Here is a 21,836-nt window from a genome sequence, read left to right on the forward strand (position 1 = left end):
AGGACGGGAATTTCTTCCCGTCCTGCTTCCTATTCAAGCCGGTTCCCTGAGGAACCCAAAGTCTAGATTTAGAGGGCCTGGATGTTTACGGCCTGGGGACCCTTGGGGCCCTGCTCGGTATCGAAGCTAACCTTCTGGTTCTCTTCGAGGGAGCGGTAGCCACTCGAGTTGATAGCGGAGTAGTGAGCGAAAACGTCGGCGCTTCCGTCATCGGGCTCGATGAAGCCGAAGCCCTTTTCGGAGTTGAACCATTTCACGGTACCTGTTGCCATGTTTAATCATCCTTCTAAAGAAACCACCCCCGACCTTCGAGGAGTTTCACGTTGCTGTGCCGTACGCGGCATGTTACAGAAAAAGCGGCTGGCCCTTGATGTGGGTTTCGCCGCTTGGACTATCAACATGCGCAACACTGCAACTGAAATTAGTATACACAGCGGCCTACAGGCCGTCACCCCCCTTTCCCGCACTACTCGTTAGGCTGGAGAGATGCGTTCCACTACCTCCGCCACCGCCGCTTCGGCGGCCCCTTCCCCATCCGATCCCGGCTCCTATCCCGGCTCCTCCCCCATTGAGACCTACCTCCGCAGGATCCATGCCGAAATCGCGGAGCTCAAGGACGGGAAGCCCTACAGCAACATTCCGGCGATGGCGAATGTGGACCCGAATAACTTTGGCATTGCGTTGGCCACGGCCGACGGATATGTCTACGAGGTGGGCGACACCCGGGAAGAATTCAGCATTCAGTCCATCTCCAAGCCCTTCACCTACGGCTTGGCTCTGGCTGACCGGGGAATGGACGCGGTGGACGCGAAGGTGGATGTGGAACCTTCCGGAGATTCCTTCAATGAGATTTCTCTCGCCGAAGGCACCGGCCGGCCGGCCAACGCCATGATCAACGCCGGCGCCCTCACCGCTACCTCCCTGGTCCGAGGCTCAGGCGGCGTCACCCGCTTCAACCGGATTCTCAATACGTACTCCGCCTTTGCGGGGCGTCCGTTGTCCGTCAGTGAACGGATTTACCGCTCTGAGCTCAAGTCCGGCCACCGCAATCATGCCCTCGCCTACCTGCTGCGCTCCTTTGACATCATCGAATCCGATCCGGCACCGGTCATCAAGGACTATTTCCGCCAGTGCTCGGTGATGGTCAACGCATTGGATCTTGCCATGATGGCCGCCACACTGGCCAACAGCGGCCGCAACCCGCTTTCCGGCGAGCAGGTTCTGGAGATTGAGCCGGTGGAACGGGTGCTTTCGGTCATGACCACCTGCGGAATGTATGACGACGCCGGTGCCTGGCTCTCCAGCGTCGGCATGCCGGCAAAGTCCGGGGTTGGCGGCGGAACCATTGCCGTGCTGCCCGGACAGGTTGGACTGGCGGTCTACTCTCCTCCGCTGGACGCCCATGGCTCCAGCGTCCGCGGGGTTGCCACCAGCCAGCGGATCTCCCACGACATGCAGCTGCATTTTGTCCGCGCTGCCCGCACCGGCCGTTCAGCCATCCGCAACGTCTTTGACATCACTGCCGCGCCGTCCGGAATCCGGCGCACCGATGAAGCCGCCGAGGTACTGCGCAGCCACGGCCACCGTGCCCAGGTGCTGGAGCTGAACGGGGATCTCCTCTTCGCCGGCGCGGAATCGGTGGTGCGGGCGCTCTCCAATCTGGACGACGCCGTCGAAATGGTGGTCCTGGACCTGAGGAGCGTTGACGAAGTCTCTGAAGTGGCACTTCGCCTGTTCGCCGAATCCGCGCAGATGCTGGCGCTGAACGGACTCGGCCTGGTGCTGGTGGACGGCGAAGGAACGGTCACCGAAGATCTGGCCGCGCGCGGCCGCGAGGTTCCCTCCTTCCCCACCCGCAACGCTGCCGTTGAGTACTGCGAGACACAGCTCATCGATGCGTACGGCAGTGAACTGGTGCTGCCGGACGTCATGGAGCCCGTTGATTCACCGGCACTGAACCAGCTGGATCCCGAGGACGCCCGGATTGTCCAGGACCTTATGGAAGAGCGTTCCTACGACGACGGCGACGTGGTCCGGCGGGTGGGTCAGCGCTTCGGCGGTGTGTTCTTCATCGTTGCCGGCACCATTGCCACCTCTATGCCGGGACCGGACGGCTCCCGGATCAAGCTCACCACCTTGGGCCCGGGCATGACCTTCGGTGAAATGGCCCTGGGCACGGAGAAACGCCAGGAAACAACGGTGAAGGCCGCCGGACCGGTACGTCTGAAGGTCCTCACCGCGGAGGCCATGGACACCCTTGAGGAGGAGAATCCGCGTCTGGCCGTGGAACTGTGGAAGGCCCTCACCCGCGATGCCTATACGCGCGTGGAACAGTACCTGCGTGAAAGTGCCCTCCGCGCCCGGGACTGATTCAGCTCAGCAGAACGGCGCTCCGGCATCTTCGCTGCCGGAGCGCCGTTCTGCTGTCCGGCCGGTTCAGGCTGGAAGGTTCTGGTTAAACACAAAAGCAGGACGGGTAACCCGTCCTGCTTTTGTAAGGCAATTCAGTACTGGTACTGAACCGAAGTCTCTAAATTAGAGCGCCTGGATGTTCGTAGCCTGGGGACCCTTGGGGCCCTGCTCGGTATCAAAGCTAACCTTCTGGTTCTCGTCCAGGGACTTGTAACCATTGGAGTTGATAGCGGAGTAGTGAGCGAACACGTCGGCGCTGCCGTCGTCGGGCTCGATGAAGCCGAAGCCCTTTTCGGAGTTAAACCATTTTACTGTACCTGTAGCCATTTTAATATTCCTTCTGGAGTGAAGCTGGTCCCGACTTTCGGGGAGCTTCAGTCGCGGTGTTCATTTACCGCTTTTACAGAAAAGCGGCTAGCCCGTTTGGGTTTCGCCGCTTGAAATACAAAATGCGCAACAACCAACAACTGAGTAAGACTCTACACGAGATCTGCCGGAACGTGAAACCGGGCGTCCCCGCAGCCCGGATCCGTTCAGCCGGGCAGCACCAGATGGGCCGGGATACTGTCCCTGTTGGGAATTCTGCGCAGCAGCAGGGGTTCGATGAGTTCTCCCCGCCGCAGGACCGAGACATCACCGGTGGGTTCCAGGACGACCAGTGCAACTTCGGCGAAATTCCTGATGCCCGCCTGGCGCAGCTTGAAAAACAGCTCGTCCTCCACGATTTTTGCTGATCGCAGTCCGTCAGGCAGGATCCGGTCCCCCGCCATGAGCAGGATCGGTTTGCTGGAGAAATAGGCACCCCGCTTGGTCCGGCGCAGGACGGCCTCTAAACGGAAGAGTGCAAACATGGTGGCCAGGCCGATGACGCCGGCGGCCAGCGTGGGCGTATAGCCCAAAACCACCCTCCCCAGCACCGAGCCGAAAGCGATCACAATGGCCTTGTCCATCGTGGACCAGCTGGCCAGTGCACGCTGCCCCGCGGTTCGGATCAGGACGAAAAACGCGGCATAGATGCCAATGGCCGAAAGGATGACCCAGAGGGCTTCCAACGCAGAGATTCCAAGACTGTGGGACCACACGGTCATTCTCCTTACAGGGCTGGGCCGGGACCTTATTCCGGTCCCGGACCTTCAGCCGGCGTGGAGATGAACAGGAAGCCGACGCTGAACTGAGGATGGCACCGGCAGTCGCCTGGGCCGATAGAAAAATGCTAGCCCCGGCGGTGCGGTTCCAACAGGCCGCTGCCGCGGGACTGCACGGACGGCACCGTGATCCGTGCAGCCCCGAAACCGGATGCCTAGCTCGCAGCCATGGACTGGACCGCGCGGTAAGCGAAGACCATTGCGGTGCCGATGGGAATGCCCGGTCCCGGGTAGAACCGGCCGGAGAAGGATGCGCTCGTGTTGCCCACGGCGTACAGGCCCGGGATGGGTTCTCCGTCTTCTGACAGAACACGGGCATCGGGGTCGGTGCGCAGGCCTCCCTTGGTGCCCAGATCGCTGAGCACCATGCGTGCCGCAAAGTACGGCGGCTGGTCCAGTGCCACCAGGGCCGGATTGGGGCCGTGCGAAGGATCCGTGAAAAAGAGGTCATACGGGTCTTCACCCCGGTGGAAGTCCTCGTCCACGCCGGACTCGGCAAAACTGTTGAACCGGTGCACTGTTTCACTCAGTGCTTCCGCCGGCAGCCCGGTCCGCTCAGCCAGCTCCTCAAGGGTTTGCGCCTGAACCCAGGTTCCGGCGTCGAGGTGTTCCCGGGGTGACGTGATGTCCGGGCGCATGATCGCCGGCAGCCCGCCGCCGAAGCGTGAATCGAAGACAAACCATGAGGGGATCCGGTCTTCCGCGGCGAAAGCCATCTGGCGGCCCATCCGGTCATAGGGCAGTGACTCATTGGCGAAACGCCGTCCGTCCCCGCTCACCATCAGTCCGCCGCGGAAGCCCAGGGTGAAGGCGCTGTCACCCGACGGCTGCAAGACCCCTGGGCACCACCAGCCTTCCTCCATCAGCTCAACAGCGGCACCGGCCTCCTGCGCACTCCGGATGGCGGTGCCGGTGTTTGATCCCTGCGGCGCCATGCTCCAGTCCGCTGAACCGGGCGTTCCATTGTGCGTGCGCATCCCGGCGTTCGATTCAAATCCGCCGGCTCCCAGCAGCACTCCCGCTGCAGCCCTGAGCGTGTGCGGCCCTTCTGCCGTCTCCACCGAGATGCCGGCCGCCCGTCCTTCCTCGACGATGAGGCCGGTCATCTCGGTTTCGGTGCGCACAGAGCCGTTGCCGGTATTCATGAAACCCAGCAGAAGGCGACCGATGAGTGCCTGTCCGGCAGTCAACGGGCCGTCGGGGTGCGGCTCTGCCCTGCGGTCGCTCTCGATGTTCGGCCGCACCAGCGCGGCCAGGTCCCCAATCTCGCTTCTCGGAAGATCCAGCGGCATCATGGACCGTCCCGCGTCCATCCGACCGGGACCGGCAAAGTAATCGGGGAACGCGGTCCAGCGGAACTCAATGGCCGGATCATGTTCAAGGGCTTTGACCAACTCCGGGGCACTGGCCAGGAAGGCTTCCCGCCGGTCAGCTTCAGTCTCTCCCAGCAGGGACTGCAGGTAGGCGCGTGCGGCATCCACGGAATCGGCCACACCCGCCCGCTCCTGAACCTGAGTGGCAGGCAGCCAGCAGGAGGCTCCGGAATAGGACGACGTCCCGCCAAGGAACGGTGTCTTTTCAACTACCAGTGTTTTTAATCCGCGGGAGGCAGCGCTGAAGGCACCTGCCATGGCCCCTGCTCCGGAACCGACCACAATGACGTCATATTCGCTGTCCCAGTCCTGCACATTTACCTGCCCGATTGTCATCGTTTTCCTTTTCGTTGCCGGGCCCCACCCACAGGCGTCCACCGCCGAGCCCCGGGGCAAGACTTGCAGGAGGGAATGTGGCCGTGAGCCGTTGTCCCATACATCGGGACTGGCTCCGTTCCGTGCCTATGTGTGCGTAGATTCCAGTCAAGAAGTTCGGCTCCAAATAAACGCAATTGAAGGGACGGATTCCACATGAGCATTGTTGAGTCAGATCAGGATCAAATCAGGCAGATTGAAGCCGGCCAGACCCGCACGCGGTTCGCGCGCGGTTGGCACTGCCTTGGCTTGGCGGACAAATACAAGGACGGCAAGCCGCACACTGTGAAGGCCTTCGGCCAGAAGCTGGTGATTTTCTCCGGATCTGACGGCGCAGTCAACGTTCTGGACGCCTACTGCCGGCACCTGGGCGGAGACCTGTCACAGGGCACCGTGAAGGGGAACGAGATTGCCTGCCCGTTCCATGACTGGCGCTGGGGAGGCGACGGACGCTGCAAGTCCGTCCCCTACGCGCGCCGGGTTCCCATGCGCGCACGCACCGCCACCTGGCAGACACTCGTGCAGGACGGGCTGCTGTTTGTCTGGAATGACCCGGAAGGCAATCCGCCGCCCGAGGGGGTTGTCATTCCCCGCATTGAAGGCGCCGAGGATGACGGCTGGACCGACTGGGTCTGGACCGAACTTGTGGTCAAGACCAGCACCCGCGAAATCATGGACAACATCGTGGACATGGCGCACTTTTTCTACATCCACAACAACTTCCCCACCTATTTCAAGAACGTCTTCGAAGGCCATACCGCCACCCAGTATTTCGACGGGATTGCGCGTGAGGATGTCACCCCTGCCAATCCGGACCCCAAGGCACCGAAGATGCAGAAGACAAGTTCGGTGGCGTCTTACCACGGGCCCTCCTTCATGATTGACGACCTCGCCTACACCTATGAGACCTTTACCATGAAGACCGTCCTCATCAATGCGCACTACCCCATTGATGAGGACTCCTTTGTCCTGATGTCCGGCATCATTGTGGAGAAGAAGCCTGAGCTGCCCGGCGATCCGGACATGATTGCCAGCAACCAGGCCAAGTGGATCCTGAACGGCTTTAACCAGGACGTGCAGATCTGGCAGAACAAGGCCCGCGTGGACAACCCGCTGCTGTGCGAGGAAGACGGCGCCGTCTACCAGATCCGCCGCTGGTACGAGCAGTTCTTTGTGGACGCCGCTGAAGTAACGCCGGAGATGACGGACCGTTTTGAACACGAGCTGGACACCACCAAGCCGGTTGAGAGCTGGCGCAAGCAGGTGGCTGAGAACGTGGCAGCACGGAAGGCCGCAGAGGGGCAGCTGATTTGATGCAGTCCCCCACCGATGTCCGGCTTATCGACAACCCCATGCAGCCGCTTGCCTGCAGCGGCTGCGCAGCGTCGGTCCTGGTCCGCAAGTCGAACTGGCAGCAGACCAGCATCCAGTGGAATGAAACGGCGCAGAAGGCCTGCCTGGAGCGTCCGCGCTCCTGCAGCGGTGAGAACCAGACCAAACAGTTTCCCGGCTGCGAGACGCTGGCTGAAACTATTCGGTCCGCCTCGCTGGAAGGGACCATTGAGGTCATTTACCGGGACGTCCCGGAAAAGTAGCCTTCGGGACCGGGAGCAATAAAGAAGGAGAGCAGTTCACAATGAACTGCTCTCCTTCTTTATTGCCGAATCCTTAGTGCGTAGTCGACTGTTCCCGCAGGCCCGGACGGCGTGCGGGAACAGCCAATTCTATTCGTCGTACGTGATGCGGACCGGACCGCTGACGGGCAGCGCCTGGCAGGCAAGCACATATCCGTCGCGCAGATCCGCTGCGTCCAGGACCTCGTTGTTCTCCATACGGACCTCTCCTTGAAGAATCCGGCAGGTGCAGGCGCTGCACGCGCCTTCCCGGCAGGAATACGGAGCGTCCAGGCCTGCCTTAAGCAGAACATCCAGGAGCCTGTTGCCCCCCGCCCAGGGCACCGATGTGCTGACGCCGTCCATTTCCACGTCCACAACAGTGTCTGTGCCCGATCCGTCGCTGACCACGGTTTCCACCGGCGCAAAGGGATCGGTTCCCAGCGAGGCAAAGCGCTCAATGTGGATCTGCCCCGACGGCATGCCCAGGCCTTCCAGTGCCCGCGAGACACAGTCCATGAACGGACCCGGGCCGCAGATGAAGACTTCACGGTCAACGTAGGGCGCGGAGAGTGCACTAAGGGTGGCGTCGTCGGGCAGGCCCTGCACCGTTCCCAGCCAATGGATGATGGTAAGCCGGCCCGGGTAGGCCGCGGTGAGGGCAATCAGCTCCTCACGGAAGATGATCGAGGTTTCATCCTGGTTGGCGTAGAACAGGGTGATGAGGCCCGTCCCCGCGGCCAGCACTGATTTAAGGATGGACATCACCGGAGTGATCCCGCTGCCGCCGGCAAAGAGAAGGAAATTGTCGGTCAGCGAGCGCGGGGTGAAGGTGCCCGCCGGCCGGAGGACGTCCAGCACGTTGCCCTCCACGGCATTGTCACAGAGCCAGTTGGAGCCGAAGCCCTCCCGCGTGCGCTTGACGGTGACTTTGAGCTTTTCATCGTGCAGCGGCGTGCTGCACAGTGAATAGCACCGCGCGGCCCCGCCCGGCCGGTCACTCGGAATGCGGATGGTCAGGAACTGTCCGGGCTTGTAGCTGAAGCTGTCACGGCCTTCACCCTCTGGTTCCAGCACCAGGGTGTGTGCGTCGGCGGTCTCCCGGATGACCTCAACCACGCGCACCTGCAGCGGCGCCGCGGTTTTCGCCGGGCTTATCCGGGTGGTGGGGGCACTCACTTGTCTGCCTCTTTCCGGCGCAGGAAGGAGAGCACGGTGCTTTCGAACGCTTCCTTCTGCTCGATCATGGCCCAGTGGCCGCAATTGGGGAAAATGTGCACTTCCACGTCGGGAATGGTCCGCAGGGGCACCAGGATCCCGTCCAGCGGGGAAACGCGGTCATCACGGCCCCAGGTAATCAGGGTCTTGGCCTTAAGCCTGTGGAGCTGGGCCCAGGAGGGGGCCGCATCGGAAGCTGCCGCCGCAGCAGCGGCGCCCTGCATGGCAGTACGGCTGTACATCTTCCGTGCGCTTTTCAGCGTGTCAGGGTCCGTTGCCTGCTCCCAGCGCTGCTCGATCATTTCCTCGGTGACCAGTGACTGGTCGTAAACCATGGACTGCAGCCACTGGACCAGGCGTTCCTTCGTAGGATCCTCGGTGAAAGCCATCAGAAGGTTGATCCCCTCGGCCGGCGAGGAACTGAAAAGATTCACTCCCATCCCGCCCATCGTCACCAGCCGGCGGACCCGCTCGGGTTCCGCGATCGCATACCGCGTGCCGATGAATCCGCCCATCGAGTTGCCGATGATGTCCACGCTGTCCAGGCCCAGGCCGTTCATCAGGTCACCGACGGCCTGGATCCCCGCCTGCATGGGGTGCAGGTCAGTGGGGTCGCTGACACCAAAGCCGGGAAACTCCAGGACGAGGCACCGGAAGTGCCGGGCGAAGGCCGGAAGGATGCCGGCAAAGTTGCGCAGTCCGGTCACCCCGGGGCCGGAGCCGTGCAGGAAAAGTAGCGGCGGTCCGTCGCCGGTTTCATGGCAGCGCAGCACACCGTGTTCGGTCTGCAGCTCATGCAGGATTAATCCGTCAGTGCTTGGGGCCGTCGTGCCCGTTTCATGGCGAAGGTCCGTGGTCATTTTCTGGCTCCTCGATGTACGAGTCTCGTCGGTCTATGAGAACCCTAAGCAGTGCAGTGAACAGCTGGCGTGCAGGTCTCGATCAGCGGGATAAAAGCAGCGGCCGGCCCAAATCCCAGTGAATGAGACATTCGGGGCCGGCCCGGAGCATCGCGCCTAGATTCACCACAGCGGCGGCGTCAACGCCCCGGAGAGAAAGCGAGATGCATCAATGACGATTACTGCAACTTCAGATGTCCTGACCGAACGGGGGGAAGAGCTGCGTTCCCAGGGTCAAATCAACGAGGATCTGGGAAAGCTCAGCGATACCACCGTGGACATCCTGCGCCAAAGCGGTGTCATGAAGCTGCTGGCACCCGTGGAGTACGGCGGAACGCGGGCGCACCCGGTGGAGTTCGCCGAAACCGTCATGCGGATCGCCAGCCTCGACGGTGCCGCCGGCTGGGTGTCCGGCGTCGTCGGCGTCCATCCCTGGGAACTCGAGATCATGTCTCCCAAGCTGCAGGAGGAGATCTGGGGTGCCGACCAGGACACCTGGGTCTCTTCTCCCTATGCGCCGATGGGCGTTGCTACTCCGGTTGACGGGGGCTACCAGGTCACCGGGCACTGGCAGTTTTCCACCGGGACCGACCACGCCAACTGGGTGATCCTGGGAGCATTTGTCGGCGGGGCCGACGGCAAGCCGCTGCAGCCGTTCCAGTCCGTTCACATTGTTGTCCCCCGCGCCGATTACACCATCGTGGAAGATTCCTGGGATGTTGTGGGGCTGAAGGGAACCGGCAGCAAAGACGTCACCATCAAGGACAAGTTTGTTCCCGGGTACCGGGTGATCAACCAGGCGGACCTCTTCTCCGGAAAGGTTGCCCGGGAAGCGGGTAAGACCGACCCCATTCACCGGATCCCGTTCTACAGCCTGTTCCCGCTGGGACTCACCTCCGCCGTCATCGGCATCGCCGAGGGTGCCCTGCATGCCCACCTGGAATACCAGCGCAACCGTCAGCAGGGCAACGGGTTCAAGAGCACCCAGGACCCCTACAGCATGTATGCCGTCAGCGAGGCCGCCGGGGAGATCAGGGCATCGCGCGCAGCGCTTCTGGACAACATCAGCAGAATTTACGACACGGCGGCCCGGGGCCGCGAGATTTCCCTGGAGGAACGCGCCGTAGGCCGCCGGACGCAGATCCAGGCCGCCTGGCGCGCCACGGCCGCCGTCGACACCATCCTGTCCCGCTCCGGCGGCAACGGACTGCGCATGAACAACCCGATCCAGCGGTTCTGGCGGGATGCGCACATGGGCCTGGCACATGCCATCCACGTACCCGGCCCCACGTACCACGCTGCCGTTCTCACCGAGCTCGGACTGGAACCGCCGGCAAATCTGTCGAGCATGGTCTAGTTCAGCCCGTCAACCGCAACCCCAACACAGCAAGGCGAGGAAACATTGACTCACATCAAAGGACTGGGCTATCTGAAGGTCCAGACCCGTCATATTGACCGCTGGCGCGAGCTGACCGTTGAAGGTCTTGGCTTCGCCGAAACCGTAGGCCCCGATCCGGACGGACTGTACCTCCGCATGGATGAACGGGAATCCCGCCTGGTCGTTCTCCCCGGCGAGAAGGATGCCGTTGTGGCCGTTGGCTGGGAAGTCCGCGACCAGTTTGGTCTCGCAGCCGTGGCCAGGGCAGTGGAAGGTGCCGGAATCAGCGTCACCTGGCTGACCGAGGAAGAGAATGACCAGCGCGGTCTGGAACAGGTGATCACCTTCACCGATCCCGGCGGAACGCCCGTGGAGATCTTCTTCGGTCCGCGGCTGGACCACAGTCCGCTGATCACCGGTTACGCCCAGAAGTTTGTCACGGGCGCCCAGGGCATGGGCCACGTGGTGCTTCCCACCACCAAGATGGATGAAACGACGTCGTTCTACACCGACGTCCTGGGCTTCCTCCCGCGCGGTGCAGTGCGTCTGGGCCCGAGCCGCCCCGCCGTCCGGTTCCGCTTCTTCGGTGTGAACCAGCGCCACCACAGCCTGGCCATCGGCCCCGCCCCGCATGGCGAAGAGCCCGGTCTCGTGCACCTGATGGTGGAGGTCGAGGACCTGGACACTGTTGGCCGCGCGCTGGACAAGGTCACCAAGCTGGGCTTCAGCCTGTCTGCCGCCCTGGGCCGCCATACCAACGACAAGATGGTGTCCTTCTACGTCCGCGCACCCGGCGGCTGGGACATCGAGTTCGGTACCGCCGGCATGCTCGTGGACGAGTCCTATTACACGGCTGAGGAAATCACTTCCGAAAGCTACTGGGGCCACGACCACTCCGCGGGCGAGCCGCTCGCGGCCTTCACACCGCCCCAGGCAGTCACCGTCAGCTAGCACCCGCAGCTTCCGCGCGGCACAGGGGGAGGGACAGTTTGGCCTGTCCCTCCCCCTGTGCCTGCTACTCCCTTATTCCGGAAGGAACCCCTTGACCACTCCAGCAGCACAGACCGTGACCGGCAGCGACGTCGAGCAGCTGATTCAGCTGATGCACCGGTATTCGAGCCACCTCGACGCCGGCCGGCTGGATGAGCTGGTGTCGCTGTTTGCGGACGACGGCGTGTGGGACGGCTCAGCCTGGGGGCTGCCGGAGATTCGGGGCACGGGAGAGCTGCGGAGCTTCTTCGCGGACACCATGTCCGGGCCTTCGAACACCCTCCATCTGGTGCTGAACCACATCATCGACGCGGACGCGGATGCTGATACGGCAACCGGATCCGCATACTTCCATGTCTTCAGCCTGACCCACGACGGCACCCGGCGTGATTCCCTGGGGATTTACACCGACCGGTTTGTCCGGACAGCCCGGGGATGGAAGTTTGCCCGCCGGTCCGTGGGCGCCGCACCGACTCCCCCGGCAGCCGGCCGTTGAGGAATCGCGGCCATCGGGGGCTCAGGTACGTTGAGGAATCAGGTCCGGGCCGTATGAGGAGCATCTGCAGGAAACAGTGCTGCCGACACCCGGCGGACCGCGTCCATTACCAGCGGTGCCATCCGCTCCAGCGGATCCTGGCTTCCGCCGACCAGCGAAATACTGGCCACCGGTTTCCTGCGGCTGCGGATGGCCGCTCCCACGCAGGAAATGCCTTCATAGCTTTCACCCGCTTCATACGCCAGTCCGCCGCGCTGCCGGATGCGGTGCAGTTCCGCGTACAGGCTTTGCGGATCACTGATGGTGCGGCCCGTGTGCGGATGCAGTCCGTTCTTGAAGAGTTCATCGAGCTGCTCGGGGCTCATCCAGGCGAGCATCGACTTCCCCAGCGCGGTAGCGTGCGCCGGAGCGTTGCCGCCCACGCGGGACGGAACGGACGTAGCCGTGCGGCCGCCGATTTTGTCGAGGTAGTGAATGCTGGCGCCCTTCAGAACTGCCAGGTGCACGACCATGCCGGTGCGCATTGCCAGGCTGTGCAGCAAGGGAGCAGCCTCCGCGCGGATCCGGGTGTGGCTGTCATTGAGGCCGCAGAACTGCAGCGACCGCCAGCCCATGCCGTAGCCCTCCGGGGTGTGCTCCAGCCAGCCCAGCTGCACCATCTGATCAAGAATGCGGTGCGTGGTTGAACGGGGCAGGCAGGTTCGCGTGGCAATCTCGTCCAGCAGCAGGCGGACGTCGCGGGCATCGAACGCTTCCATGATCAGCGTCATCCTCGCCGCCATGGAGGGGGGAAGCCCGCCGTCGGGGACGGGCGCCAGGGTACCGGTTGCCGGCGGCCAGGCAACGGTTTTGGGGGACGTCATTGAAATGGTCATCGGACACACTCCGAGCACATTGGATTCAACGGACCCCGTGAAATCGAGAGTTTCATGGCTGGGCGACCTCCTTGGCACAGCAACCGGACTACGAGCTGATGTGAGCTGAACCACATCATGCCTTCACTGTACACATCACTACAGGCGAGTGCCAGCATCAATTTCGCCGACCCCATCCCGCTCTCCGGGACTGCCGGGACGGCCACCCCGCGGGCCGGGACATACTGAAGCCTGATTTGGGAGGACGAATGACTGCAGGTATTGAGACCACGCATCCAACGGGGCTGGCAGAACTGGCGGGGCGGCTGCGCCGTGCCGAGAGCGAGGGGGTGGCGATTGAACCGATCCGTGACGCCCTTGCCGAGGGGGGCGTTGCGGCCGCATACGCCGTTCAGCGGGCCAACGAGGACGCGTGGATCACTGAAGGCCGCCGGGTGGTGGGACGGAAAATCGGCCTCACCTCCAAAGCCGTACAGGCCCAAATGGGTGTTGACCAACCGGACTTCGGCGTCTTGTTTGCCGACATGTGCCTCGCTGACGGGGAAATGCTGGCCGCCGGTGAGGTTCTTCAGCCACGTGTAGAAGCAGAAGTTGCGCTGATCCTGAAGAAGGACCTGCCCGAACCGGACACCACGCTGACCGAGCTGATTGCGGCAGTGGACTATCTGCTTCCAGCCATCGAAATAGTGGGCTCCAGGATCCGGGACTGGAACATCTCCATCCTCGACACCATCGCGGACAACGCCTCCAGCGGACGCGTCGTCACCGGTACCCGCCCCGTATCGCCGTCGGCACTGGACCTGACGGCAGCCGGAATGGTCATGGAGGTCAACGGCGAGGTTGTGTCCGTCGGTTCCGGCGCCGCCTGCCTCGGCCATCCCTACCGCGCCGCGCTGTGGCTGGTTCGGCGCATGGCCCAGCTGGAGCGGCCGTTGCGTGCCGGCGAAATCCTGATGACCGGGGCGCTTGGACCCATGGCATCTTTCCCGCCCGGCGCTTCCGCCGTCACAAGCATTCAGGGCCTCGGACAGGTCCGCATCAAACATGAGGAGAACTAGTGGAAAACAACGAACGGTGGCCGGTCGCCATCATTGGCTCCGGCAACATCGGCACGGATCTGATGATCAAGGTGCTGCGCGGATCGGGACGCCTGGAGATGGGCGCCATGGTGGGAATCGACCCTGAGTCTGACGGGCTCCGCAGGGCCGCCGGCATGGGCATAGCCACCACATCGGACGGCATCCGGGGTCTGCTCGCCCTGCCGAATTTCAAGGACATCAAGGTTGTCTTTGATGCCACGAGCGCCTCGGCGCACCTTGGCAACTGGGACCTCCTCAAAGACACCGGCGTCCGGGTCCTGGACCTGACCCCGGCGTCGGTGGGCCCCTACTGTGTTCCTGTGGTCAACCTCGAGGATCATCTGGAGGAGACCAACCTGAACATGGTGACCTGCGGAGGCCAGGCAACCGTTCCCATGGTGGCCGCGGTCTCGCGGGTGGCCCCCGTGCGCTACGCCGAAATTGTGTCCTCAGTGGCCTCACGCTCCGCCGGCCCCGGCACCAGGGCCAACATCGACGAATTCACCGAGACCACCGCCAGGGCACTGGTGGAGGTGGGCGGTGCAGCCGACGGCAAGGCCATCATCATCATGAACCCGGCCGAACCGCCCATGCTGATGCGCAACACTGTCTACTGCCTGGTGGAAGGCGCACCGGACCACGCCGGCATCGAGGCCTCCGTGCTGTCCATGGCGGAGCAGGTGCAGAAGTACGTTCCAGGCTACAAGCTCAAGCAGGACGTGCAGTTTGAAACCTTCGGTCCGGACAACGCCCTCTACATCCCGGGTACCGGCCGCTTTGAAGGCACCCGCGTCACCGTGATGCTGGAAGTCACCGGCGCCGCGCACTACCTCCCCGCCTACGCAGGGAACCTGGACATCATGACCTCCGCAGCCATGGCCGTTGCCGACCGCTGGGCAGAACTCGCCGGGGTCCCCGAACAGCACGCCGCCGCGGCGATGCAGGAGGCATAACCATGAGCAGGCTCTACATTTCCGATGTCACCCTCCGTGACGGCATGCACGCCATTCGCCACCAGTACACCGTGGACCAGGCCGTGGCGATTGCCACGGCCCTGGACAACGCCGGCGTCGCCTCCATCGAGGTGGCGCACGGAGACGGCATTAACGGTTCATCGTGTGTCTACGGCTTCGGCGCCCACACGGACCTTGAATGGATCTCCGCCGTAGCCGGGGCCGTGAAGCAGGCAAAGGTTGCAACCCTGGCCTTGCCCGGCATCGCCACCATCCACCATCTCAAGGATGCGCACAGCGCCGGTGCATCAGTGGTCCGCGTGGCCACCCACTGCACCGAAGCGGACGTATCAGCGCAGCACATCGGAGCCGCACGGGAACTGGGCATGGACACGGTGGGCTTCCTGATGATGTCCCACATGATTCCGGCCGCCGAACTGGCCAAGCAGGCAAAGCTCATGGAAACCTACGGCGCCACCTGTGTCTACGTGGTCGATTCCGGCGGTGCACTGACCATGCCGGGCGTCGCGGAGCGGATTGACGCTTTCCGGCAGGTGCTGGATCCCGCTACGGAGATCGGCATCCATGCCCATGAAAACCTCTCGCTGAGCGTTGCGAACTCGTTGACTGCCGTGGAACACGGCGCCAACCGTGTGGATGCTTCCCTGGCCGGGATGGGCGCCGGGGCCGGCAACGCCCCCTTGGAGGCATTTATTGCCGCCGCGGACAAATTCGGCATGGAGCACGGCTGCGACCTTTCGGCACTGATGGATGCTGCCGATGACCTGGTACGCCCCCTCCAGGACCGCCCGGTGCGCGTTGACCGGGAAACCCTCTCGCTGGGATACGCAGGCGTGTACTCCAGCTTCCTGCGCCACGCAGAATCGGCCAGCAGCCGCTATGGAATCCCCGCTACGGACATCCTGATGGAACTGGGCAAGCGCCGGATGGTGGGCGGCCAGGAGGACATGATCGTGGATGTGGCCCTGGACCTCCTGGCGCGTCGGTAACCGTACAACGGCGGATGAAAGGCAGAAACGATGAGCGACATCAGTAACGGCGAACAACGCCCGGCAATGAGCGATCCGCTGGTATTCCGCAACGTGCTGGGCCATTTCCCCACCGGAGTGGTCCTGATCACCGGGATAGCCGACGACGGCGAACCCGTAGGCATGATCGTGGGGTCCTTCACCTCGGTGTCCCTGGATCCGCCCCTGGTGGCTTTCCTTCCCACCGTTGCGTCGCAGACCTTCAAACGGCTCCGGACCGCCCAGTCCTTCTGCGTCAATGTCCTTGCCGCGGACCAGGAAGATATTTGCCGCACGTTTGCCGGGCGGGCCGCCAACAAGTTCGACGGCGTGTCCTGGCATCCGTCGCCTCTGGGCGCCCCGGTGCTGGACGGCGTGGTGGCCTTCATCGACTGTACGTTCGAATCCGTCAGCGACGCCGGAGACCACCACATCGTGCTCGGCGCTGTCCAGGAACTGCAGGTGTGCAGCCCGGTGGCTCCGCTGCTGTTCTTCCAGGGCGGCTACGGGCGGTTTGCACCGCTTTCGCTGAGCGCACCCTTCGAAGCGGACCTCATCACCGGAGTCCGGCTGGCCGAGCGCGGCCGCTCCGAAATGGACCGGCTGGCGGAGCTGTTCGACGCCGAGTGCACGGCCATGGCCGTCATCAGCGACCAAATGGCGGTCAACGTTGCCGTGACGGGATCGGCGCCGGGAGCACAGGACCGCCTGGGTGAACGGATTCCGCTGATGCCGCCCATGGGCGAGCTGTGCCTGGCCTGGGAGGATGACGACGCCGTGGACCGTTGGCTGTCGCGCGCACTGCCCAGTGACGAGTGCACCCCCGGTGAATACCGGGAACGCCTGGAGGCGGTGCGAAGCCGGGGCTGGTCGATGACCATGCGCGGAGGCTACCGGGACGAGCAAATCTTCGAGGCGCTGCGTGACTATTCCTCCGGCGTCTACACGCCGGCGCAGGAACGCAATATCCGGGAGATCATTTCCCGCACGTCCAGCAGCTACGCTCCGGTGATCCTCGAAGAGGGACGGAGGTATGACGTGGATTCGCTGCTTGCCCCCGTTTTTGATGAAGCAGGCAAGGTCCGGCTGGTCCTGCGCATCGCCGGCCTTCCCCGCCAGGCCGATGCGGCCGCCGTCCTGGCCTGGGCGGAGGAGCTGCTTCAGGCGGCCCGGAAGGTTGGTGCGTCGCTGGATCCGGTGCGGGCCAGCGCCTAGGCATTCCACGCCACCGTGTTGCCGGCCTGCATCAGGCCGGCAACACGGTACAGCGCCGTGCTCGTCACATCGGAAAGCAGTTCCGGGTCCCAAGGTCCCTCTTCGATCTGCCTGCTCAGCATCAGCCCGTCCAGGATGCGGAAAAGGCATTCAGACAGATACCCGGCCAGCTCGCTCCGTGACGTGTCATCAAGCTCCGGGTCGAGGACGCTCCGGAACCACTCGTCGGTCATGCTCTGCATGTTCTGCAGCACCGGCTCCAGCCGCTGGTTGCCGGCGCCGGGGCCCGCAGCGGGCTGAAGCAGCAGCAGCAGACCCAGCCTGCGGATCCGCGTCCGGGCAGTAAAACCTTCCAGCGTCTTCAACTGCAGACGCTTCAGGACCACGGACCAGTCACCGTCCAACGGACGCGCTTCCATGGCCGGTTTTGCTTTGTCCCATCCCCGGCAGGCGTTGTCCACCACAGTGGCCACCAGATCATCCTTGCCTTTGAAGGACCAGTACAGCGAGCTGGCCGGAAGCCCGGCCTTCTCACACACCCGGGCCACCGTGACGCCGTCGTAGCCAAATTCCACAATGGTGTCCTCCGCTGCGCGCAAAAACACGTCCCGCGGGCTTTCACCGCTGCCTTCCGGGACAGGTGCAGGTGCAGGAGCAGCCGCGGGCGCGTCCCTGACGGCATCAAGGGAGCCGCTGGACGCCAGTTCCGCAACCCGGTCCGCCGCGGCATTCAGACAGGCGGCAATCATCCAGGTGACACGGTCCTCGTCGAGCCCGCCCGAGCCGTGCCGCTGGATGAACTCGCTGTCCCGGATGGCGATGGTCAAACGCCCCAGCAGCCCGGCAGCGGCTTCTTTCTGCTCCATGTCCGCGGGCAGGGTGCGTTCCCACCATTTCACCAGCCACTGCGTGCTTTCACGGCGGATTTGCAGGAACCGGGCGCGTGCCGGGGAAACAATCCGGGGACGGACCACGGAAATTTGAAGGCCAAACCGCCAGTACGCCATGGAGTCGTCGATGCGGGGAAACTGCAGGATGTTGCCGTACAGGTCAGCGGTCCGGGAGTCCCCCGGCGGTGAGTCCAGCCAGTTCGGGATGGACTGTGACTGCAGCTCAAAGGAACGCTCCAGGGCTGCGGCAAACAGCTCGTCCTTGTCCGAGAAGTGCCAGTAGATGGAGCTGGCTGACAGTCCCGTGGCCTTCCTGATCATGGAGAGCCTGGTGCCCTCGTAACCGTGACAGGCGGCAAGCCGCATGGCTTCCTCGAGAATCCGCGTACGGGTTTGATCCCCCTGCTCGTTCTTCCGGTCTGTCTTGCGCTGCGCCACTGGCTACCTGTTGCTTCCCGGCGGAGTTCTCTCCCGCCCCATGGCCTCCACCCTAGCCAATCCCTCCGGGACGGCGGAGGCAGTCCCGCTGTGCAGGAACGGTTCAGAAAACAGATGCACCCAGATACGGGCGCAGGAGCTCCTTTTGCTCCGGAACGATCCGCAGCAGCCGGCCGGTGCCGGCGTCGACAAAAGCCAGAGTGGTTTCGGCCCGGGCGCAGTCCTGCCCCGTAACCGGGTCCCTGATGATGTACGCGATGGTGAGGCTGGCGGCTTTGACCGCGCTGATCCATACGGCAATGTCTGCCGGAATATTGCGGTAGGTCAACGGCGACAAGTACTTCACCCGGTGTTCCGCCACCAGCGCCTGGGTGCCCTCGGGAAGATTGTTAAAGAGGGCGACGACGGGTTCCTGCCCCGGCCCGCCGGTACCGCCGGGCGGGCCGAAGGCATGGATCCGTGCCTCTTCCAGAATCCGCAGGATTTCCACGTTGTTCACGTGCCCGTAGGCATCCATGTCCCCCCAGCGCATGCCGACGGAACACTGGATTACCTGCGGGGTTTCAATCATGCTTCGTTTCTAGCACAGGCTGGCCCTACGCCCGCGCAAGCTCCGTCACGCCGGCCAGCAGCTCGAAGGAATGCAGCCGGGATTCCAGGGTGGGGGTCTGGGTTGCCACGATCAGTTCGTCGGCATCGGCGTGCGTGCTGAACCAGTCCAGGTAGTCGCGGACTTCGGCAGGGGTTCCGACAGCGGAGTAGCGGCCCATCTGCTTGACCTGCTGTCCGCCCGGGGACTCCAGGATCATGTCCGCTTCCTCGGGCGTGAACGTCCGGTCCCGGCCAAAGAGCTGGGTGACGCGCCGGCGCTGGCCGTCGATGAACATCTGCTGTGCTTCTTCGGAGGTGTCCGCGGCAATGACGTTGACGCCGGCAATGACGTACGGCTCCGCCAGCTGCTCGGAGGGGCGGAAGTCCCGGCGGTAGATGGCCACCGCATCCTGCAGCGCCTGCGGGGCAAAGTGCGAGGCGAAGGAGTAGGGCAGGCCCAGGGCCGCAGCCAGCTTGGCACCGAACAGGGACGAGCCCAGAATGTACAGCGGCACGTTGGTGCCCTTGCCCGGGGTGGCGTCAATGCCGGGGATCAGGGTGTTTCCGGTGAGGTAACCCTGCAGCTCCTGCACATCCTGCGGGAAGCTGTCCGAGGACATGGGATCGCGGCGCAGGGCACGCATCGTCTTCTGGTCGCTGCCGGGCGCGCGGCCCAGGCCCAGGTCAATCCGTCCGGGGAAGAGCGTCTCCAGGGTCCCGAACTGCTCCGCAATGGTCAGCGGCGCGTGGTTGGGCAGCATGACCCCGCCGGCACCGAGCCGGATGCTCTCGGTGTGGGCGGCAATGTAGCCCACCAGCACGCTGGTGGCCGAGGAGGCGATGGTGGGCATGTTGTGGTGCTCGGCGTACCAGATACGGGTGTAGCCCAGCTTCTCGGCGTGCTGTGCCAGGGCGAGGCTGGAGGCGAAGGATTCGCGTGCGGTTTCGCCCTCGTCAATGATGGCAAGATCGAGGATCGACAGCGGAACAGTCATGTGGGTTTTCGGCCTTTCGTTGCACGTTGTGCCTTGCCGGCTGTTTGCCCGGGCACTCATGGTGCAACAGCAAAGGGCACGCTCTTATTTCACGCGGCCCTTTTGCGCACGGCTTACCGCCTTTCACCCGCGCCGTTCACCCGCGCCGCGGTGGCGTGCCAAATAACGGGCGAGCCGGTCAAAGGACGAGTTCCAGCCGCTCTGGTGCCCGTCCAAATCACGCCGGTCCGCGAAGGGCCCCTGCCGGAACGTCTGGCGCGTACCGCCGTCATGCGGGGCCAGGTCCACGGTGATCAGGGTTTCCGGGCTCGACGGCGTTCCGTCCGGCGACTGCCATTCCTGCGTCATGACCAGCCGGTCCGGCGGTTTCAGCTCCCTCAGGGTGCCGCCCCACCACAGCTCATCGCCGGTCAGGGTGTTGACCATGCAGGCACGGTAGGTTCCGCCCACCCGGTTATCGATGCTCACCCGCTCCGGGGGCACGATAAAGCCCTCAGGACCCCACCAGTCCGTGGCATGCGCCAGATCGGCCCAGGCATCGTAAACGGCCTGCTGCGGGACCGGAAAGTCCCGCACCATCAACAGCTCATGCTCCGCTCCCTGCGGTGACACCGGATCAGCCATGTCAGTCTCCTTGGTTGGGTTATCACCGGATCTGCTTTTCCAGTGTGGTCCGCTGCAGGCCCGCGCGGCCACACCGGGCGGCAAACGGGGAACCGGCAAACATAAACCGGTTCCGGCCTCCCGGAATCCGCGGCACAATGGCCTGCATGGATAACAGCTCAGCGGAGGCCGCCCCAAACGCAGATGCCGAGCAGGACGACGCCGGCGCCCGCCTTGAAGCGGCCATCCTTGGTCTGCTCGCGGGCCGGGCACCCGCTTCCACCATCTGCCCCTCGGATGCCGCCCGTGCGGTGGCGCCGGACAATTGGCGTCCGCTGATGGACAGTGCCCGGCGGGCGGCGGCCAGATTGGTGGAGACCGGAGACGTTGACGTCACGCAGCACGGTGAAGTGGTGGATATCCTCACGGCAAAGGGGCCGATCCGCATCCGCCGCCGGCGCTGAGCCGGTTACCGGGCTGCCAGCACCTTGGCCCTGCGGTGGGAAATCATCTGGCCGCCAATCACCACCAGCAGCGAGACAATAAACATTGCCGATCCGATGACATTGGCCTGTGCGGGAATTCCCCGGGTGGCCGCCACGTAAATGAACTTCGGAAAGGTGTCCACGGACCCTGAATTGAAATTCGTGATGATGAAATCATCAAAGCTCATCGCGAAGGCGAGCAGCGCGGCGGCCATGACGCCGGGCAGCAGCAGCGGAAAGGTCACCCGCCAAAAGGCCTGCAGGGGCGAGGCATAGAGGTCCGCTGCCGCCTCCTCAAGTTTGGGATCCAGGCTGGCAACCCTGGCCTTGACCGTGACCACCACAAACGAGATGCAGAACATGGTGTGCGCGATGATCAGCGTGCCCTTGCCCAGCTCCGCGCCGAGGTTCAGGAACTGGGCCAGCAGTGACGCTCCCAGCACCACCTCGGGAGTGGCCAGCGGCAGGAAGATCAGCATGTTGGCCGTTGCGCTGAACCGGAAGCGGTACCGCACCAGCCCGACGGCGATTGCCGTCCCCAATGCCGTGGCCAGCACGGTGGAGACGGCTCCGATCTGCAGGCTGTTGGCCAGGGATGCGCATACTTCCGGCGCCCCGCAGGGATTCTGCCAGTTGGCGAGGGTGAAGCCGCGCCAGGTCAGGTTGGTGCGTCCGGCGTCGTTGAAGGAAAACGCAAACACATAGCCGATCGGCACCAGCAGGAAGAGGAAGGCCAATCCGGCGGTGACCGGAATCAGCCAGCGTCCAATGGTCTGTTGCATGGA

General features: G+C 63.7%; 23 protein-coding genes. 11 read left to right on the forward strand and 12 right to left on the reverse strand.

Annotated features, from left to right (window positions below):
- Positions 1-68 precede the first annotated feature (68 nt).
- Positions 69-272, reverse strand: a complete 204-nt coding sequence (locus QMA10_RS03000) for a cold-shock protein (protein ID WP_104055094.1) — start codon at positions 270-272, stop codon at positions 69-71.
- Between the two features lie 214 nt (positions 273-486).
- On the opposite strand from QMA10_RS03000, the gene glsA reads away from it, so the two are divergent.
- Complete coding sequence (gene glsA / locus QMA10_RS03005; protein WP_290166023.1) at positions 487-2,370, forward strand: glutaminase A; 1,884 nt, start codon at positions 487-489, stop codon at positions 2,368-2,370.
- A 165-nt stretch (positions 2,371-2,535) separates the two neighbouring features.
- On the opposite strand, the gene QMA10_RS03010 is transcribed toward glsA, so the two are convergent.
- The 3 genes from QMA10_RS03010 to QMA10_RS03020 all read right to left on the reverse strand — a co-directional run bounded on the left by QMA10_RS03010 (position 2,536) and on the right by QMA10_RS03020 (position 5,266).
- Entirely contained in the window at positions 2,536-2,739 is a 204-nt protein-coding gene (locus QMA10_RS03010) for a cold-shock protein (protein ID WP_104055090.1), read from the reverse strand.
- Positions 2,740-2,945: 206 nt separating this feature from the next.
- Complete coding sequence (locus QMA10_RS03015) at positions 2,946-3,500, reverse strand: YetF domain-containing protein (protein WP_290166026.1); 555 nt, start codon at positions 3,498-3,500, stop codon at positions 2,946-2,948.
- Positions 3,501-3,712: 212 nt separating this feature from the next.
- A complete protein-coding gene (locus QMA10_RS03020; RefSeq protein WP_290166028.1) occupies positions 3,713-5,266 on the reverse strand; it encodes an FAD-binding protein in 1,554 nt (517 codons plus the stop codon).
- 195 nt (positions 5,267-5,461) lie between these two features.
- Here QMA10_RS03020 and QMA10_RS03025 point away from each other — a divergent pair, with 195 nt between their 5' ends.
- Positions 5,462-6,619 carry a Rieske 2Fe-2S domain-containing protein gene (locus QMA10_RS03025; RefSeq protein ID WP_290166030.1) on the forward strand — a complete coding sequence of 386 codons (1,158 nt, stop codon included), beginning with the start codon at positions 5,462-5,464 and terminating at the stop codon, positions 6,617-6,619.
- The gene (locus QMA10_RS03030) at positions 6,619-6,900 is read left to right on the forward strand and encodes a hypothetical protein (protein WP_290166032.1); all 282 of its coding nucleotides are present in this window, start codon (positions 6,619-6,621) and stop codon (positions 6,898-6,900) included. Before QMA10_RS03025 ends, QMA10_RS03030 begins: the two co-directional genes overlap by 1 nt.
- Before the next feature lie 129 nt (positions 6,901-7,029).
- Here the strand turns inward: QMA10_RS03030 and QMA10_RS03035 are convergent, their stop codons facing one another.
- Positions 7,030-8,097, reverse strand: coding sequence for a ferredoxin--NADP reductase (locus QMA10_RS03035; protein WP_290166033.1), 1,068 nt, complete (start codon positions 8,095-8,097; stop codon positions 7,030-7,032).
- Positions 8,094-8,996, reverse strand: coding sequence for an alpha/beta fold hydrolase (locus QMA10_RS03040; protein WP_290166035.1), 903 nt, complete (start codon positions 8,994-8,996; stop codon positions 8,094-8,096). Before QMA10_RS03040 ends, QMA10_RS03035 begins: the two co-directional genes overlap by 4 nt.
- Before the next feature lie 211 nt (positions 8,997-9,207).
- On the opposite strand from QMA10_RS03040, the gene QMA10_RS03045 reads away from it, so the two are divergent.
- From QMA10_RS03045 to QMA10_RS03055, 3 genes are all read left to right on the forward strand, one after another.
- The gene (locus tag QMA10_RS03045; protein WP_290166037.1) at positions 9,208-10,392 is read left to right on the forward strand and encodes a hydroxylase; all 1,185 of its coding nucleotides are present in this window, start codon (positions 9,208-9,210) and stop codon (positions 10,390-10,392) included.
- 45 nt (positions 10,393-10,437) lie between these two features.
- Entirely contained in the window at positions 10,438-11,364 is a 927-nt protein-coding gene (locus QMA10_RS03050; RefSeq protein WP_290166039.1) for a VOC family protein, read from the forward strand.
- Between the two features lie 91 nt (positions 11,365-11,455).
- The gene (locus QMA10_RS03055) at positions 11,456-11,899 is read left to right on the forward strand and encodes a nuclear transport factor 2 family protein (RefSeq protein ID WP_290166040.1); all 444 of its coding nucleotides are present in this window, start codon (positions 11,456-11,458) and stop codon (positions 11,897-11,899) included.
- 38 nt (positions 11,900-11,937) lie between these two features.
- Here QMA10_RS03055 and QMA10_RS03060 read toward each other — a convergent pair whose 3' ends face one another.
- Positions 11,938-12,774, reverse strand: coding sequence for an IclR family transcriptional regulator (locus QMA10_RS03060; protein WP_290166042.1), 837 nt, complete (start codon positions 12,772-12,774; stop codon positions 11,938-11,940).
- Between the two features lie 248 nt (positions 12,775-13,022).
- On the opposite strand from QMA10_RS03060, the gene QMA10_RS03065 reads away from it, so the two are divergent.
- The 4 genes from QMA10_RS03065 to QMA10_RS03080 are packed head-to-tail and all read left to right on the forward strand — an operon-like array spanning position 13,023 to position 17,049.
- Positions 13,023-13,832, forward strand: a complete 810-nt coding sequence (locus tag QMA10_RS03065; protein ID WP_290166044.1) for a fumarylacetoacetate hydrolase family protein — start codon at positions 13,023-13,025, stop codon at positions 13,830-13,832.
- Positions 13,832-14,806: an acetaldehyde dehydrogenase (acetylating) gene (locus QMA10_RS03070; RefSeq protein ID WP_290166046.1), complete on the forward strand. Its 975-nt coding sequence runs from the start codon at positions 13,832-13,834 to the stop codon at positions 14,804-14,806. The genes QMA10_RS03065 and QMA10_RS03070 overlap by 1 nt, the downstream gene beginning before the upstream one ends.
- Before the next feature lie 2 nt (positions 14,807-14,808).
- Positions 14,809-15,816, forward strand: coding sequence for a 4-hydroxy-2-oxovalerate aldolase (dmpG, locus tag QMA10_RS03075; RefSeq protein WP_290166049.1), 1,008 nt, complete (start codon positions 14,809-14,811; stop codon positions 15,814-15,816).
- Positions 15,817-15,846: 30 nt separating this feature from the next.
- Entirely contained in the window at positions 15,847-17,049 is a 1,203-nt protein-coding gene (locus QMA10_RS03080; RefSeq protein WP_290166051.1) for a flavin reductase, read from the forward strand.
- Here QMA10_RS03080 and QMA10_RS03085 read toward each other — a convergent pair.
- The 4 genes from QMA10_RS03085 to QMA10_RS03100 all read right to left on the reverse strand — a co-directional run bounded on the left by QMA10_RS03085 (position 17,046) and on the right by QMA10_RS03100 (position 20,587).
- Positions 17,046-18,377 (reverse strand): TetR/AcrR family transcriptional regulator, encoded by a 1,332-nt coding sequence (locus tag QMA10_RS03085; protein WP_290166053.1) that lies wholly within the window; start codon positions 18,375-18,377, stop codon positions 17,046-17,048. The two genes, QMA10_RS03080 and QMA10_RS03085, sit on opposite strands and share 4 nt — an antisense overlap.
- Positions 18,378-18,480: 103 nt before the next feature.
- Entirely contained in the window at positions 18,481-18,948 is a 468-nt protein-coding gene (locus QMA10_RS03090) for a thioesterase family protein (protein ID WP_290166055.1), read from the reverse strand.
- A gap of 25 nt (positions 18,949-18,973) precedes the next feature.
- Entirely contained in the window at positions 18,974-19,963 is a 990-nt protein-coding gene (locus QMA10_RS03095) for an LLM class flavin-dependent oxidoreductase (protein ID WP_290166058.1), read from the reverse strand.
- Between the two features lie 123 nt (positions 19,964-20,086).
- Positions 20,087-20,587: an SRPBCC domain-containing protein gene (locus QMA10_RS03100; RefSeq protein ID WP_290166060.1), complete on the reverse strand. Its 501-nt coding sequence runs from the start codon at positions 20,585-20,587 to the stop codon at positions 20,087-20,089.
- Positions 20,588-20,733: 146 nt separating this feature from the next.
- Between QMA10_RS03100 and QMA10_RS03105 the strand changes: the two genes are divergently transcribed.
- Positions 20,734-21,030 carry a DUF3253 domain-containing protein gene (locus tag QMA10_RS03105; protein ID WP_290166062.1) on the forward strand — a complete coding sequence of 99 codons (297 nt, stop codon included), beginning with the start codon at positions 20,734-20,736 and terminating at the stop codon, positions 21,028-21,030.
- A gap of 5 nt (positions 21,031-21,035) precedes the next feature.
- Here the strand turns inward: QMA10_RS03105 and QMA10_RS03110 are convergent, their stop codons facing one another.
- Positions 21,036-21,833 carry an ABC transporter permease gene (locus QMA10_RS03110; protein WP_290166064.1) on the reverse strand — a complete coding sequence of 266 codons (798 nt, stop codon included), beginning with the start codon at positions 21,831-21,833 and terminating at the stop codon, positions 21,036-21,038.
- Positions 21,834-21,836 lie beyond the last annotated feature (3 nt).

The sequence above is a fragment of the Arthrobacter sp. APC 3897 genome, from assembly GCF_030407495.1.
In the GTDB taxonomy this organism is placed as follows: Bacteria; Actinomycetota; Actinomycetes; order Actinomycetales; family Micrococcaceae; genus Arthrobacter_B.

Bases quoted from the DNA above. Each gene is read 5' to 3' on its own strand.
- QMA10_RS03000 (WP_104055094.1), bottom strand. From the start codon at position 272: ATGGCAACAGGTACCGTGAAATGGTTCAACTCCGAAAAGGGCTTCGGC.
- glsA (WP_290166023.1), top strand. From the start codon at position 487: ATGCGTTCCACTACCTCCGCCACCGCCGCTTCGGCGGCCCCTTCCCCA.
- QMA10_RS03010 (WP_104055090.1), bottom strand. From the start codon at position 2,739: ATGGCTACAGGTACAGTAAAATGGTTTAACTCCGAAAAGGGCTTCGGC.
- QMA10_RS03015 (WP_290166026.1), bottom strand. From the start codon at position 3,500: ATGACCGTGTGGTCCCACAGTCTTGGAATCTCTGCGTTGGAAGCCCTC.
- QMA10_RS03020 (WP_290166028.1), bottom strand. From the start codon at position 5,266: ATGACAATCGGGCAGGTAAATGTGCAGGACTGGGACAGCGAATATGAC.
- QMA10_RS03025 (WP_290166030.1), top strand. From the start codon at position 5,462: ATGAGCATTGTTGAGTCAGATCAGGATCAAATCAGGCAGATTGAAGCC.
- QMA10_RS03030 (WP_290166032.1), top strand. From the start codon at position 6,619: ATGCAGTCCCCCACCGATGTCCGGCTTATCGACAACCCCATGCAGCCG.
- QMA10_RS03040 (WP_290166035.1), bottom strand. From the start codon at position 8,996: ATGACCACGGACCTTCGCCATGAAACGGGCACGACGGCCCCAAGCACT.
- QMA10_RS03045 (WP_290166037.1), top strand. From the start codon at position 9,208: ATGACGATTACTGCAACTTCAGATGTCCTGACCGAACGGGGGGAAGAG.
- QMA10_RS03060 (WP_290166042.1), bottom strand. From the start codon at position 12,774: ATGACCATTTCAATGACGTCCCCCAAAACCGTTGCCTGGCCGCCGGCA.
- QMA10_RS03065 (WP_290166044.1), top strand. From the start codon at position 13,023: ATGACTGCAGGTATTGAGACCACGCATCCAACGGGGCTGGCAGAACTG.
- dmpG (WP_290166049.1), top strand. From the start codon at position 14,809: ATGAGCAGGCTCTACATTTCCGATGTCACCCTCCGTGACGGCATGCAC.
- QMA10_RS03080 (WP_290166051.1), top strand. From the start codon at position 15,847: ATGAGCGACATCAGTAACGGCGAACAACGCCCGGCAATGAGCGATCCG.
- QMA10_RS03090 (WP_290166055.1), bottom strand. From the start codon at position 18,948: ATGATTGAAACCCCGCAGGTAATCCAGTGTTCCGTCGGCATGCGCTGG.
- QMA10_RS03095 (WP_290166058.1), bottom strand. From the start codon at position 19,963: ATGACTGTTCCGCTGTCGATCCTCGATCTTGCCATCATTGACGAGGGC.
- QMA10_RS03100 (WP_290166060.1), bottom strand. From the start codon at position 20,587: ATGGCTGATCCGGTGTCACCGCAGGGAGCGGAGCATGAGCTGTTGATG.
- QMA10_RS03105 (WP_290166062.1), top strand. From the start codon at position 20,734: ATGGATAACAGCTCAGCGGAGGCCGCCCCAAACGCAGATGCCGAGCAG.
- QMA10_RS03110 (WP_290166064.1), bottom strand. From the start codon at position 21,833: ATGCAACAGACCATTGGACGCTGGCTGATTCCGGTCACCGCCGGATTG.